This is a genomic window from Bifidobacterium sp. M0404, assembly GCF_016101415.1.
GTDB lineage: Bacteria > Actinomycetota > Actinomycetes > Actinomycetales > Bifidobacteriaceae > Bombiscardovia > Bombiscardovia polysaccharolytica.
Genome location: NZ_JACFQP010000001.1, coordinates 61,350 through 75,146, shown reverse-complemented (window position 1 = coordinate 75,146; position 13,797 = coordinate 61,350). Strand labels below are relative to the sequence as shown.

General features: G+C 59.9%; 12 protein-coding genes and 1 pseudogene. 1 reads left to right on the top strand and 12 read right to left on the bottom strand.

Annotated elements, in window-relative coordinates:
• Nucleotides 1-43: 43 nt before the first annotated feature.
• The 9 genes and pseudogenes from H3T93_RS00335 to H3T93_RS09225 form a co-directional block, all read right to left on the bottom strand.
• Complete coding sequence (locus H3T93_RS00335; RefSeq protein WP_144177492.1) at nt 44-856, bottom strand: amino acid ABC transporter ATP-binding protein; 813 nt, start codon at nt 854-856, stop codon at nt 44-46.
• A 16-nt stretch (nt 857-872) separates the two neighbouring features.
• The gene (locus H3T93_RS00330) at nt 873-1,847 is read right to left on the bottom strand and encodes an amino acid ABC transporter permease (RefSeq protein WP_144177493.1); all 975 of its coding nucleotides are present in this window, start codon (nt 1,845-1,847) and stop codon (nt 873-875) included.
• A 66-nt stretch (nt 1,848-1,913) separates the two neighbouring features.
• Nucleotides 1,914-2,852 (bottom strand): ABC transporter substrate-binding protein, encoded by a 939-nt coding sequence (locus H3T93_RS00325; protein WP_144177494.1) that lies wholly within the window; start codon nt 2,850-2,852, stop codon nt 1,914-1,916.
• Nucleotides 2,853-3,161: 309 nt separating this feature from the next.
• Nucleotides 3,162-3,638, bottom strand: a complete 477-nt coding sequence (gene smpB / locus H3T93_RS00320; RefSeq protein WP_046323204.1) for an SsrA-binding protein SmpB — start codon at nt 3,636-3,638, stop codon at nt 3,162-3,164.
• Nucleotides 3,639-3,730: 92 nt separating this feature from the next.
• Complete coding sequence (locus tag H3T93_RS00315; protein ID WP_144177495.1) at nt 3,731-5,119, bottom strand: CHAP domain-containing protein; 1,389 nt, start codon at nt 5,117-5,119, stop codon at nt 3,731-3,733.
• Nucleotides 5,120-5,206: 87 nt separating this feature from the next.
• On the bottom strand, nt 5,207-6,130 hold the full coding sequence (gene ftsX / locus H3T93_RS00310) for a permease-like cell division protein FtsX (RefSeq protein WP_046323206.1): 924 nt from the start codon (nt 6,128-6,130) through the stop codon (nt 5,207-5,209).
• 770 nt (nt 6,131-6,900) lie between these two features.
• Nucleotides 6,901-7,932 (bottom strand): annotated as a pseudogene (gene ftsE / locus H3T93_RS09085) (cell division ATP-binding protein FtsE); the annotation flags it as partial.
• A gap of 97 nt (nt 7,933-8,029) precedes the next feature.
• Nucleotides 8,030-9,163, bottom strand: coding sequence for a peptide chain release factor 2 (prfB, locus tag H3T93_RS00300; RefSeq protein ID WP_110425579.1), 1,134 nt, complete (start codon nt 9,161-9,163; stop codon nt 8,030-8,032).
• 107 nt (nt 9,164-9,270) lie between these two features.
• Nucleotides 9,271-9,402 carry a hypothetical protein gene (locus H3T93_RS09225; RefSeq protein ID WP_255297770.1) on the bottom strand — a complete coding sequence of 44 codons (132 nt, stop codon included), beginning with the start codon at nt 9,400-9,402 and terminating at the stop codon, nt 9,271-9,273.
• Between the two features lie 145 nt (nt 9,403-9,547).
• On the opposite strand from H3T93_RS09225, the gene dapD reads away from it, so the two are divergent.
• On the top strand, nt 9,548-10,507 hold the full coding sequence (gene dapD, locus H3T93_RS00295; RefSeq protein WP_144177497.1) for a 2,3,4,5-tetrahydropyridine-2,6-dicarboxylate N-succinyltransferase: 960 nt from the start codon (nt 9,548-9,550) through the stop codon (nt 10,505-10,507).
• 19 nt (nt 10,508-10,526) lie between these two features.
• Here the strand turns inward: dapD and H3T93_RS00290 are convergent, their stop codons facing one another.
• From H3T93_RS00290 to H3T93_RS00280, 3 genes are all read right to left on the bottom strand, one after another.
• A complete protein-coding gene (locus tag H3T93_RS00290) occupies nt 10,527-11,816 on the bottom strand; it encodes a citrate synthase (RefSeq protein WP_144177499.1) in 1,290 nt (429 codons plus the stop codon).
• Between the two features lie 349 nt (nt 11,817-12,165).
• On the bottom strand, nt 12,166-12,942 hold the full coding sequence (gene map / locus H3T93_RS00285) for a type I methionyl aminopeptidase (RefSeq protein ID WP_046323210.1): 777 nt from the start codon (nt 12,940-12,942) through the stop codon (nt 12,166-12,168).
• Between the two features lie 103 nt (nt 12,943-13,045).
• On the bottom strand, nt 13,046-13,744 hold the full coding sequence (locus tag H3T93_RS00280; RefSeq protein WP_144177500.1) for an HdeD family acid-resistance protein: 699 nt from the start codon (nt 13,742-13,744) through the stop codon (nt 13,046-13,048).
• Nucleotides 13,745-13,797: the final 53 nt, after the last annotated feature.

Below are 13,797 nucleotides of genomic sequence, written 5' to 3'. Positions count from 1 at the left end.
AGGCTTCTTGCCGGAATTTCTACAACCTGAACAGTGCCTGCTTCTAGAGCACGGTATGCAGGAACTCAGTGAACCGCTCGGTGCGAGGATGGTCGATGATGTCAGGGCCTCCCTGTTCCACCACGACACCCTGGTCCATGAAGACGATCTGCTCGGCCACCTCGCGGGCGAAGCCCATCTCATGGGTGACCACCACCATGGTCATACCCTGTTGAGCAACCTGCCGCATGACCCCTAGAACCTCCCCCACCAGCTCTGGATCCAGGGCTGAGGTGGGCTCGTCAAAGAGCATGATGTCAGGGTGCATGGCCAAGGCTCGTGCGATGGCCACACGCTGCTGCTGGCCGCCGGAGAGCTGAGTGGGATAGTAGTCCATCCTGTCCTCGAGCCCTACACGTTCCAGCTGGGCCTGAGCCTCCTTGCGGGCATCGGTCTTGGGAACCCTACCCACATGGACCGGCGCCTCCATGACGTTCTCCAAGGCAGTCATGTGGGGGAAGAGGTTGAAACGCTGGAAGACCATGCCGATCTTGGAGCGCTGCCTGGCAATGGCCTTATCATCCAGGGTCTGCAGCACGGGACCCTTGCCGGTGTCGACCTTCCGGTAACCGGTCAGTTCGCCGTCCACGTAGATTTCGCCGGCTGTACGGGTCTCCAACTGGTTGATCAGCCGCAACAAGGTTGACTTGCCTGAGCCGGAAGGTCCTAGAACAGCCGTTACCGTGCCGGGCATGACCTCCAGGTTGATTCCCCGCAGCACATGCTGATCGCCGAATACCTTGTGCACATTCCTGATGACGATGGCCGGATCCTTACCGCCTTGACCGTCTTTCCTGGTCTGCCTGTCCTCGTCCATGATTCTCCTTCTGCCCTCAGGCGTTCAGTCCGGCCATCATGACCTTGTTGACCTTATCAGTCTCCTGACGGGTCTGCGGGTCATCGCCATCCTTGCCGTCCTTGGCCCCTGACCCAGCCAGGGGGCGCGAGTCGAAGCCCTTGCCGAAGTGCTTCTCCAGCTGGGCCTGGATGACCATCAGAACGGAGGTGATGACCAGGTACCAGATGCAGGCCACAATCAGCAGCGGGATGGTCTTGTAGATGCGGTTGGCAATGGCGTTGGTGGCGAACTGGAGCTCCAGGGTGAAGGGCACGGCAAGAGCCAAGGATGTGGTCTTCAGCATGCCGATGGTCTCATTGCCGGTAGGCGGCACAATGATGCGCATGGCCTGAGGCAGTACAATCCGCCGCATGATCATGGACGGGGGCATGCCCAGAGCCTTGGCCGCCTCCTCCTGGCCGGGATCCACAGCCTCGATGCCGGCACGGACAATCTCGGAAAGATAGGCGGCCTCGTTGAGCCCCAAGCCCAGAACCGTAGCCACGGTGGCGTTCAGCACGGTCTTGGTGTCGATGCTCCAGAATTCAGGCCCGAAGGGGATGCCGACGGCCAGCTTAGGAATCAATACGGAAAGCAGGCCCCAGAAGACCAGCTGGGTGTACACAGGAGTGCCGCGGAAGAACCAGATGAAGAACCAGCTGACCCAGCGCAGCACCGGATTGGATGATTTGCGCATGACCGCCAGGATGATGGCCAGGATTGTAGCCAGGACCATGGCGTAGACGGTCAGCAGAAGGGTCCACTTGATGCCGTCAAGGACGTGCTCGTTGAAAAGATACTTCCAGACCGTGGGCCAATCAAAATTGGGATTGGTCACCATGCCGTGGATCAGCATGGCCACGAAAATGGCTACGATGACCGCAGCCACAATAGGCCCTGGCTTGCGCACCGGCCTGGCATGTATTCTCCCGGGGATCTGAATCTGGTCCGTCCCCTTCTTGGTATGCATCTCCTGCTTCCTTCCGCACCGCTGAACCTATTCAGGCCTAGCCTAGCCGAACCACCTGGCCTTGCCTTAATCAGAGACCGCAGGGTTGATCTCAGCCTTTTCGACCGCGCCGCTCTGAACGCCCCAGTTCTTGAGGATCTTGGTGTAGACGCCGTCGTCGATCAGCTTCTGAAGAGCCGCCTGGGTGGCCTCGGCCATGCCGCTGCCCTTCTTCAGTGCGGCACCTTGAAGGACGATGTCGGTATCCTTGCCCAGCTTCTCCAGCTGTCCATCGGTCTGCTTGATGGCATACCCGGTCACCTGGGAGTCGGCGTAGAAAACGTCGATCTTGCCGTTGACCACTGCCGTGGCGGCATCAGTCTGCTGCTTGTAAGACTGAACATCCACCGGCTTCTTGCCCTTGGCCTTGCACTCGGCCGAGATCTTGTCGGCAGCCTGCTGCTCTTCGATGGTCCCAGTCTGTACTCCGACCTTGACACCGCAGATGTCGTCGGGATTGATCTTTGAGGGGTTGCCCTTCTTGACGGCAAAGGCCGTACCCGCCTTGAAAGTGGTGACGAAGTCAACCGACTGCATCCGCTCCTTGGTGATGGTGAAGCTGGAGATGCCAGCATCATACTTGCTGCCGATAGCTGGGATGATGGTATCGAAGGAGGCGCTGACCATCTCCCCCTTGAGCCCCATGACCTTGGCAATGGCGTTCGATAGGTCCACGTCATAGCCAATGGGGGTCTTTCCGTCCTCATTCATGAACTCGCCAGGCGCATATGAGGTCTCCATGCCCACGGTCAGCTTACCGTCCTTGGAAACCGACTCAGGCACCTTGGCCGCAATGGCAGGATCCTTCTTGATGCCGCTGACGTCAAAAGCCGCTGGATGTGAGCTTGTGGTGGCCTTGCCCGATGCACTACTGGTGTCCGCCTCGTCGGTGGTTCCGCAGGCCCCGATGGAGGCCAGCAGGGTGACACTCACAGCCGCCGCCAACACCGCCTTGATCTTGCCCATGTCTTCTCCTCTTCCGGACCGCCCCGAAGCGACCCCTCATTGCCCTTGATTGACATGCACTATTATGCACACATTTGTATTTTTATGCATACAGATGAAGACTTGCTCCGTCTTTGCAAACTAGATACTCTGATGTTTTGGCTCTGTAACAAGCCAAAGGCGCCATCGAGGGCTGCTTATCGACATCCGCCCCGGGCGTGTCGGATCTGCATAGAACGGGAAGCTCTCAGCAGACGACTGTCGGTTGTTATGAGACCGGGAAAATTCAGTAGATTTATCTGAAAATCAAGAAGAGACTAAACCTGAAGCTCAGCCTCGCCGGTTGCGGTAGCGCATGGCTCGTTGAGCCTCGCGGCGGTCCTGCTCCTCCCGCAGAGACTGGCGCTTGTCATACTCGCGCTTGCCTCGCGCCACGGCGATCTCCACCTTGACTCTGCCATCCTTGAAGTACATGCTCAAGGGGACGATCGTGTAGCCCTTGGCCTGAATCTGCCGCTCCAGGCGAAAGATCTGCTTGGCGTGGAGGAGCAGCTTGCGTTTGCGCTTGGGGGCGTGGTTGTTCCAGGTGCCATTGAGGTATTCAGGGATATTGGCGTTCTCCAACCAGACCTCGTGCCGCCTGTCAATGCTGACGAAAGACTCGGCCAAGGAGGCACGCCCCTCGCGCAGGGACTTGACCTCAGTCCCGGTCAGCGCGATGCCGGCCTCGTACCGGTCCTCGATCTGGTAGTCATGACGGGCCCTGCGGTTCTGGGCGATCATGGATGTGCCGGTTTCCTTAGCCATAATATCCTCCTCTCGATCGCGCCAAGGAGGCTACCTGGCACTCCGGACAGCGATAGTAACGTCCCAAGCGGCGGACCTGGCCCGCAACGACATCAGTAATGAATGTATTGGTAGTTGCCGGCCCCATAGACCGTCTCATAAGCGGGGAAGGATGCGAAGCCGGTACCTCCTTGGGAGATGAGCACCGATCCATCTGCATTGACCCGCTCGACCACAGCCACGTGACCATAGGTCCAGTCCGCATTCCAGGAACCGACCCGCTGGCCACGGGCGAAGACCATGGCGGCGCCCACATGCGGAGTGTTGTTGACCAGGTAGCCCAGACTACGTGCCGTATTAGCCCAATCAGCCCCGTTTCCCATATAGGATCCCACAGGCAGGGACAGCTGCGAGCGACGGATATATGCCCAGAGCGTGCACTGACGAGCAGGATAGGCACTGCCGCCCACCGAGTTGCCGGTGGGATGGCCATAGCAGAACCCCGAGCCCTCAGGGCAATTACCAGGTACCCCATAGTTCATGCCGGAAGCACCTCCACCGCCCCCGTTGCTCGGCTGAGAAGGCCGCGGAGCCGGCGCTGGTGCGGAACCGCCTCCGCCGATCTGCTGGGCGCCGCCGGCATGGGGATCAGCACCGCCGCCGGCATTGCCCGTGTTCAAGGAATCGATCATAGACTCGGTGGCCACAATATCAGCGGCCTCACGGGCCGACTGCGTGGTCAGGGCAGCCTTCTGACTTTCCAGCCGCTTGCGTGCTGCGGTTCCTTGATCCCGCAAGGCCTGCAGGCTGTCCTGCTTGGCCTGTGCCTCGGCTGCAGCCTGCTGGGCTGCCGCCTGCTGCTGGTCGGCCTTGGCCTTCAAGGTGCTGATCTGCTCCTCAATGGCTTCCAGGCGCTGCTTACGGTTCATGGAGGAATTGAGTGTGTTGGCGGCATCATTGGCGGCGTTGGCCTCGGACCGTGTCACGGCTGCATCAGCCTGCATCTTGTCCACAAAGTCCTTGGTGCTGGAAGACTTAGTCACCACGTCCATGACTTGGGAGACCTCAGAGCCGCGGAAGCTCTTTCTTGCCATCTGTGCCACACCAGCCTTGGCGTCGTCATAGTCGATGCCTGTCTGACGAATCTTGGTCTCCAAGTCGGCTCGATCCTTCCGGGCCGCCTGCAGACGATCGTTGGTGGCCTGAACCAGGCTGTCTGCTTGCTCGGCCTGCTGCTGGGCTTCGACAGCCTTCTGCTGCGCAGCCGGAATCTGGTTGGCGGTCAAATCGTTGAGACTCAAAATTTGGTTAGCCAGTTCGTTGCTGACACCCGCCAGCTTGCTCTTCAGGGCCTCATGGTTCTGTACCTTTTGTTGATAGCTGCTCCAAGCAGCCTGCGCCGGTGCGGGGGCCACTGTCAATCCCAGTATTCCTCCCCCAAACATCATGGCCAACGACCCCACCAGGCCACAGATGGCTTCCAAATGTTTCGTGCGATTCATGGTCAAGTCCTCACTATCACTCATCCATGCTAGTCATCATTATGGCAGAGCTCGTGCCCATAAGGTCGGTCGGCCCGTCGCTGCGGATCAGGTTCGCAGGTACCTCCGCAGGGAGATGGAAGAGGCCAATGCGGACAACAGCATGGCCCCTAGGATCAGCACTGGAGCCATGAGCAGGACTGTGGACTGGTCCACGTAGGGCATCCACTGGACCGTCTGGGCCAGCCAATCCGTGATGAAAAGTTTGACGATGGCGCTCAAAGCGCCGACAGCCAGAAGCGAACCCAGCAAGGATGCCACCACCCCCTCCAGGATGAAAGGCAACCTGATGGTCCAGTTGGATGCTCCCACCAGTCTCATGATTTCCGTCTCGTTTCGACGGGAGGCGGCACTCATCCTGATGGTGGTGCCGGTCAGCAGAATAGCCACAATCACCATGACCACAGCAAGGACCAAGGTGACCGCTGTGGCTCTATTGAGGATTTTGAAGACCGGGTCGAATATCTGACGCTGATCGGAGACCTCCTCCACCCCATCGCGTCCGGACAGCACCTCGGAGACCACCTGGTACTTGGTCGGGTCCTTGAGCTTTAGACGCAGGGAGGCCTGCATATCTGCCGCAGTCATGGTCCTTCCCTCATAAGTGCCTTCAGGGTACTGCTTGAGGAAGGTGTTCTTGAAGAAGTCCTCACGGCTCTGGTAGGTGATCTTGGCTACGGAGTCGCGCAACTCGGTATTGATGGTGTTCTCCAGCTTGACGATCTCGTCGTTGGTGGGTGCCTTGCCGGTCGCGCATGAAGCCGCCTGGCTGGTGCCATCCGGGCAGAGCCAGACCACTACCTCCACCTGGTCGTACCAGTCTCCCTTGGCCTTGCTGATCTGAGCCTGCATGAGGCCTGAGGCACCTATGAACAGGAAGGAGATGAAGGTGACCAGCATGACCGAGAGAATCATGGACCCGTTGCGACGCAGGTTGTCCCAGGTGCTGGAAAGGATGAACCGCAGTCTCATCGTGCCGCCTTCTTCTCGTCATCTTGCTCATCCCGAGCCGATGCATCATTATCTCGTTGGGACTTCCTTGATTGCTTGGGGGCTTCAGGCGGAGCAGGAGGTGCCGGTGGGGCCCCCATGGACTCGACACCATGATGATTCTCGCCCATTGATACCCTTTTATTGGCCCTGCTCTTATTGGAGGTCTGTTTTGAGGATTTCGCGACGTCCTGCTTCATCTGGCCTGCAGTCTGACCGGATTTGCCGGTCGGTTCTGCTGGGCTGGAACCATCGGACCTCGAAGGCTGATCGGGCCTCTTATTCTGTTGCCCAGAAGCAGAAGTCTTGGCAGAGGAGTTCTTCATCGGTTGGCGATCTTTGGCGTTGACGTTTTTCTGAGACGCTTTTTCGCCACGATCACGATTGCGGTAATCGTCTTGGTTCTTGTCCCGATTCCGACTGTTCGAATCTCCAGTCTGCCGATCCTGGAACCTGCTTTCGGCAGTCGGCTTAGGCCGAGCAGCATCGGAATCAGGGGCAGACTTCCGGGATTTCCGGGAAGCTGTATGTTCAGCCTGGAGGTGTTTCGCAGACTCATCACGATCAGTTCCTGCCTTGTCGTGTCCTCTGTGGCCGGAACCGTCAGTTGATTGACCTGACCGATCCTGGCCGCCATGGGTCGCAGGCCTGCGGAATCGCTCATCCGAGCCAGAGTCGTTCCCTTGATCGGGCTGCCCTGCAGCCGCATCTTCATGCCGATTGGAATCTTCCTGCGCGGATTCAAGACTGCCCAGACCCTTGCCCCAGGTCAGGGTGTCCTCCACCGAGGTGAAGACCTTTCCATAGCGTCCGGTTCTCCCCGAATGCATGGACTTGGCTAGACGTGCGATTCCCTCGTCGCCATACTGGCCCTGGTTGACAGCCTGTGCTGCCGCCTGGACTACCTGCTTGGCCCCCTTGGTTCCATCCGCGATGGGCCCGGTAGCCGAGTTGTTCCCATCCTGCACGACGATCTGCACCGGACGGCGCCCTGCAACTCCAGCCTCGCGTGCACGGTCCAGGGCATCGCCGTCATTTGGATCCCCGATGGCGTGATGAGAGCGCGCCGCAACCTCGGCATCTGGGAAAAATCGCGAAGAATCATAGGAACCGTGGGCTTCGTCGCGCATGATCCGACCCGTATGCAACTCCACCACCCGCTTGCGCATGGAGTTGACGATCTCCTCGTTGTGGGTGGCCATGACCACGGTGGTGCCGGTCCTGTTGATGGCATCCAAGACCTCCATGATGCCCAGGGAGGTGGTGGGATCAAGATTGCCAGTGGGCTCATCCGCCAGCAGAATTTCCGGGTTGTTTACGTAGGCCCGGGCCAGAGCCACTCGCTGGGCCTCACCGCCGGAAAGCTCGTGGGGGTAGTTGTGCTCCTTGCCAGTCAAACCCACAGTCTTGAGCACCTGCGGCACCAGAGTCTTGATGGTGGACCGACGGGCACCGATGACCTCCAGCGTGAAGGCTACGTTCTGCCATACGGTCTTGTTGTTGAGCAGTTTGTAATCCTGAAAAACGAAACCGATGGAGCGCCGATACCCTGGGATCTCGCGGTTGCGCAGACGTCTTAGGTCGTTGCCGGCCACACGGATCTCGCCCTCGGTAGCCTCCTCCTCACGAAGGAGCAGGCGCAGCAATGTGGTCTTGCCCGATCCGCTGGCGCCTACCAGAAAAACGAAATCCCCACGATTGACATCCAGACTGATGTCATCCAAGGCTGGGCGGGACCCCTTGGGATAGATTTTGGTCACGTCCTTGAGCGAAATCAACGCCATTGACACTCCGTTCCTCGGTATTCACCTACAGAGGCTATCAAGAAGACTGACACTACTCACTCATGAAACACCGACCAAACCACGGCCGGAAGAAGCTCTACTTACTGGCTTCCTCCTCGCGAGCCTGGACCCGCTGCTGGTGCCGCCAACGGATGCCGGCCTCGATAAAGGCATCAATGTCACCGTCGAAAACCCCCTGGGTGTCAGAGGTCTCGTATCCGGTGCGCAGATCCTTGACCATCTGGTAGGGATGCAGCACGTAGGAACGCATCTGGTCCCCCCAGCTGGCCTTGATGTCGCCGGCCAGCTCCTTCTTCTTCTTGGCTTCCTCCTCGTGCCGCAAAACCAGCAGCCGGGACTGCAGAACAGCCATGGCAGCCGCACGGTTCTGAATCTGGCTGCGCTCATCCTGCATGGTGACCACGATGTTGGTCGGCAGGTGAGTGATGCGCACGGCCGAATAGGTGGTGTTGACTCCCTGGCCCCCCGGGCCGGAGGAGCAGTAGGTGTCCACTCGAATGTCCGAGTCTGGGATGTCGATGTGGTCGGTGGGCTCCACCAGGGGGATGACTTCGACGGCAGCGAAAGAAGTCTGCCGCCTGCCCTGGTTGTCAAAGGGCGAGATCCGCACCAGACGATGGGTGCCGCCCTCCACCGACAGACGGCCGTAGGCGTAGGGGGCGTCCACCTGGAAGGTGGCCGACTTGATACCGGCCTCCTCCGCGTAGGAGGTGTCCATGACCTTGGTAGAGAAACCATGCCTCTCAGCCCACCGCATGTACATTCGCAGGAGCATCTGCGCCCAGTCGGCTGCATCCACTCCGCCGGCACCCGAGCGGATAGTGACCACGGCAGCACGCTCGTCGTACTCACCGTCCAGCAGGGTCTGAATCTCCATGTCAGCCAGGTCGGACCTCAAAGAGTCGATCTCCTTGCGGGCCTCCACCAGAGTGTCCTGATCATGCTCCTCCTGGCCCAGCTCCTCAAGAGCCTGGACATCGTCCAGCCGGGAGGATGCTGACTCCAAATGCTTGAGCTGAGATTGCAAGGCCGAGAGCCTACTGGTCACCTTCTGGGCGTTCTCCTGGTCGTCCCAGAGTCCAGGCGCACTGGCCTGACGCTCCAGATCAGCAATTCGCGAGCGCAGGCCCTCCGGGTCCAGCGCCTTGGAAATCATCTCGTACTTGGCCTTGGCCTGCTCCAATGCTTGAGCAAAATCCATCTCTGCCATACTGTCTCACCGCTTTCCAGACCGGCTCCACACGAGCCGACCGCTGTCTTCATTCCCATCCGCCTTTGCCTGTGACGGCCGGATTCCCGCCGACCGGACGGGCCAGGTCAAAGGCCGCTGAAGATGGCAGGGATGACAAGGCTGGCCAGCAAAGCCACGGCAATGACCAGGCAGACCGCTCTGGCCGTATTGCGGCGCCGACGCTCCCGACGCTCCCGCTCATGACTGTAGGCACTCATGGATAATAATTTTACCTATCGGCTGGGACCTGGCTGGCGACCATCCAGACCCGACTGTCGGAAGGACAGTCTGTATTTGAGCGTCGACCGGCTTATCCTGTAAGACAACTCATATCAATTGACTGCACCGCCTGAAGGAGGAACGATGAGCACAGCACGCACCGCATGGGGTTGGGGCCTGGCCAGCCAGGACGAGCAGGGCCGGATCCTGGACGTCTGGTACCCCAAGGCCGAGATCTCCACACCGCCCACCCCGGCGAACCGCCCCAACCATGACTTCGGCGACCAGGTCAATAACCAGCTCGACGCCCGCGGCATCCGGAGGGTGCCTGTCTTCACCGTAGCCGACTTGGATGGCCCGATAGCGGATGCCGCCGACGCCTATCTGCGGCTTCATCTGCTCAGCATGCGCCTGACCCCGCCCAACAGCATGAACCTTGATGGAATCTTCGAACAGCTGACCACGGTGGTGTGGACCAACTACGGCCCCTTCGCCGTGGAGGACTTCGCCCTGCGCAGGTCAGAGGTCATGGCTGCAGCCAGCCGGTCCATGCCAGGCATCCCGGTGACGCAGGTAACGGTACTGAGCGTGGACAAATTCCCCCGCATGGTGGATTACGTGGTTCCCGAGGGGGTACGCATCGGCAACGCTGACCGAATTCGGCTCGGCGCCCATCTTGCTCCAGGAACGACAGTCATGCATGAGGGCTTTGTGAACTTCAACGCCGGAACCCTGGGCCACTCCATGGTCGAAGGCCGGATCTCCCAAGGGGTTGTGGTCGGCGACGGTTCGGACATCGGCGGCGGAGCCTCCATCATGGGCACCTTGTCCGGAGGAGGTCGCCATCGGGTCTCCATCGGTCAGCACTCCTTGTTGGGAGCCAACGCCGGCATCGGCATCTCCCTGGGCGACGACTGCGTGGTCGAAGCCGGTCTTTACGTCACCGCCGGCACCAAGATCGGTCTGGGCGACCATGTGGTCAAGGGAGCGGAACTGAGCGGACGGGATCATCTGCTCTTCATCCGCGACTCCCGCACCGGCCAGGTCAAAGCCCTACCCCGCAAGAAAGGCATCGAGCTGAACGAGCGGCTGCACGCCAACTGAGCCCAGTCGGTCATCGGACTCAGCGCTGCTCCATGGGCAGGTAGTCGCGTGGGCCCTGCCCGGTATAGACCTGCCTGGGACGACCGATTTTCGTGTCTGGATCGTCCAGCATCTCCCTGTACTGGGCGATCCATCCGGGGATGCGCCCCAATGCGAAGAGCGTGGTGAACATCTCCGGGTCGAAGCCGATGGCGCGGTAGATAAGCCCGGTGTAGAAGTCCACGTTGGGATAGAGGTGGCGCTCGACGAAGTAGTCATCGTGCAGGGCCAGATCCTCCAGCTCCAGGGCCACATCGAAAAGTCCTGCATCATCCGTATTTCTATTCTGGTCGGGTTCATCCATGAGTTTGTAGAGCCACTGCTTGGCTATGGCCGCACGCGGGTCATAGGACTTATAGACCCGGTGGCCCAGACCTGCGATTTTCCGCCCCTCGCTCTTGGCCTGATCCACATAGCCTCGGACACCCAGACCGGAATCCCGTATGCTCTTCAGCTGACGCAGCACGGCCTCGTTGGCCCCGCCGTGCAGGGGGCCTGACAGGGTATTGATGCCGGCAGCCACAGCCGAATACAGGTTGGCCCGGGCTGATCCGGCAATCCGGACCACTGAGGTGGAGCAGTTCTGCTCATGGTCGGCATGGATGATCAGGAGCTTGTCCAGGGCCTGCACCTTGAGAGGATCAGCCTGATAAGGCTGGTAAGGCATGGCGAAGCTCATCCGCAGGAAGTCCTCCACATAGCCCCAGGTCCTATCCGGGTAGAGCAGGGGCTGGTCGCGGCGACGACGGTGAATCAGGGAGACGATGGTGCGCACCTTGGCCATGATGATGGCGCTGGCCTCATCCAGCTGATCGGGATCGTCTACGTCACAGGTGTCCGGGTGGAAGCCAGCAAGCGCGTTGACCGCAGCGGCCAGCACACTCATGGGATGAGCCTGGCGAGGGAAGGACGAGAGCAGATGGCGGAAGTCCTCCCCTACGAGCGTGTGACCCAGGACATGGCGGCGGAACCGCTGGTACTGCTCGCCATCAGGCAGCTCGCCATGGGACAGCAACCAGGCCACCTCGAGGAAATTGGACTGAGCGCACAGATCCTCTATGGCATAGCCCCTGTAGCGCAGTATGGAACGCTTGCCGTCAATGAAGGTGATTCCCGAGACGCACTGGGCCGTGGTCTGGAAGCCGGGATCCAGCGTGACCCAGCCGTCGTTGCGCAGGGAGGAGACCAGAATGCCGTCGGGCCCTTCGGTGGCGCGAACCAGGGGAAGATCAACCTGTTCGGAATCGATGGACAACCGTGCAGTAGACACCACGCACCTCCTGTTAATCAACCAGTGAGGTGCCAGTGAGAGTCGACGGCCATGCCGGATCAGGCTACCGGCACCTGTACCGGCGTGGAATTGCCGACATGCTAGCAGAAACAACCACGACTTCGATTACCGGCTTGTAACCACAGGCATGAACCCGTCACCTCCAGCCACGAGGCGCAGGTCCAAGCCAGCGCCGTCTTCATTCCCGCACCAGCCTGCGGGCACAAGGCCCGGGAGGAAAGCGCCGGTATCAAAGAAGGTCGGTATCGAAGAGGGATCCAGGAGCATCCACATCGTGGACATTCCTAGATCCCTTTTAGTCCTAATTCGACCTCGAACAACCTCTGACTCAGTCCCGGGTCGTCAGGATGACAGGCCCCTGCTCAGTAATGGCGATGGTGTGCTCGCTGTGGGCGCCGCGCGATCCGTCTGCAGAGCGCAGGGTCCAACCATCCTTTGGATCCTGATAAATCTGATCGGTGGTTGCCAGGAACCAAGGCTCAATGGCGATGACCAGGCCCGGGCGCAGCTTGTAGCCGTGATGAGGAGTACCGTCGTTGGGCACATGAGGATCACCATGCATAATTCGCCCTACCCCGTGTCCACCGAACTCCAGGTTGACGCTGTACCCGTTTTCATGGGCAACCTCACCGACTGCAGCGGAGATGTCACCCAGGCGGTTACCGGGCTGGGCCTGGGCGATGCCCGCCTTCAGGGCCTCTTCAGTGGTTCGAATCAGCCGAAGATCCTCTGGATCGGCATGCTCGCCCACCACGAAGCTGATGGCCGAGTCGCCCACCCAGCCGTCCACGTTGATGGCCAGATCCAGGGAGAGCAGGTCGCCATCCTTGAGGTTGTAGTCATAGGGCACCCCATGGAGAACGGCATCGTTGACGGATAGGCAGATGTAGTGCGCGAAGGGGCCGGTGCCGAAGTCAGGCGCGTAGTCCACGTAGCAGGATGTGGCTCCCTTGCGGGCGTTGATCCTGTCCTTGACGTAGTCGTCCAGCTCCAGCAGGTTGACCCCGGGTTTGCTCATGGACTTGAGCTCCTTGAGGATGCTGCCGACAAACCTGCCCGCCGGCTTCATCTGTTCGATCTCCTGCTTGGTTTTGAGCTCGATCATCCTCTGCGTCCTTTCATGATTGGTGCCCGCGGGTGCCGCCCCTCAGGATCCTGCCCAAGTACTACCACTCAGTATTATCGGGTCAGTCGGACGAGTCCGGCTCTCAGTTCCGGCCGAAGGTGAAGGCCCTGATAATGGAAACGACTCCCAGCACCAGAAGAGCGCACCCGCTGAAGATGACCAGGAAGATGACGGAGCTCAGCGGGTAGATCATGACGATGATCCCGGCGATGATGGAGACGATGCCTGAGAAGATGGCCCAACCTGAATGCGGAAGACCCCAGGATGCGGCCAGACTCATCACGCCCTCCATAATCCAGCTGATGCCCACAATGATGGTGACCAACAGGGTCAGCGCTGAAGCGGATAGGGCCGTGTTCCTGACAATGACAATGCCGCCGACGGCGATCAGGGCACCAAAGAGGACGCCCAGCACCCGCCATCCACCGGGAAGTCCCTTGGACACGATGGAAGTGGCCAGACGCACCACGCCCGAGATGATGAAGTAGATGCCCAGCACCACAGTCACGGCAATCAGGGTCTTGTCCGGCCTGAGCAGCAGGGCCAGGCCCAGGATGACTCCGATCACGCCCATGACACCCATGATGATGCGGATGGCCCGCAGGGTCCTGAATCCTAGATCTTCGGCGATCATGGAAAATGGATCCATGCGTGGCGGGCGCCCCTGATAGCCGGGGTATTGCCCGTACTGACCATAATTATTCTGGTATTGGCCGCCATTCTGTCCAGAATTCTGACCGCCGAACTGATTGGGCTGACCGCCCTGCATGGGATCCGTCATACCGTCCTCTTTCACTCGCTCAAGGCGGCCGAGCGGCCGTCCTGTTACCGTCT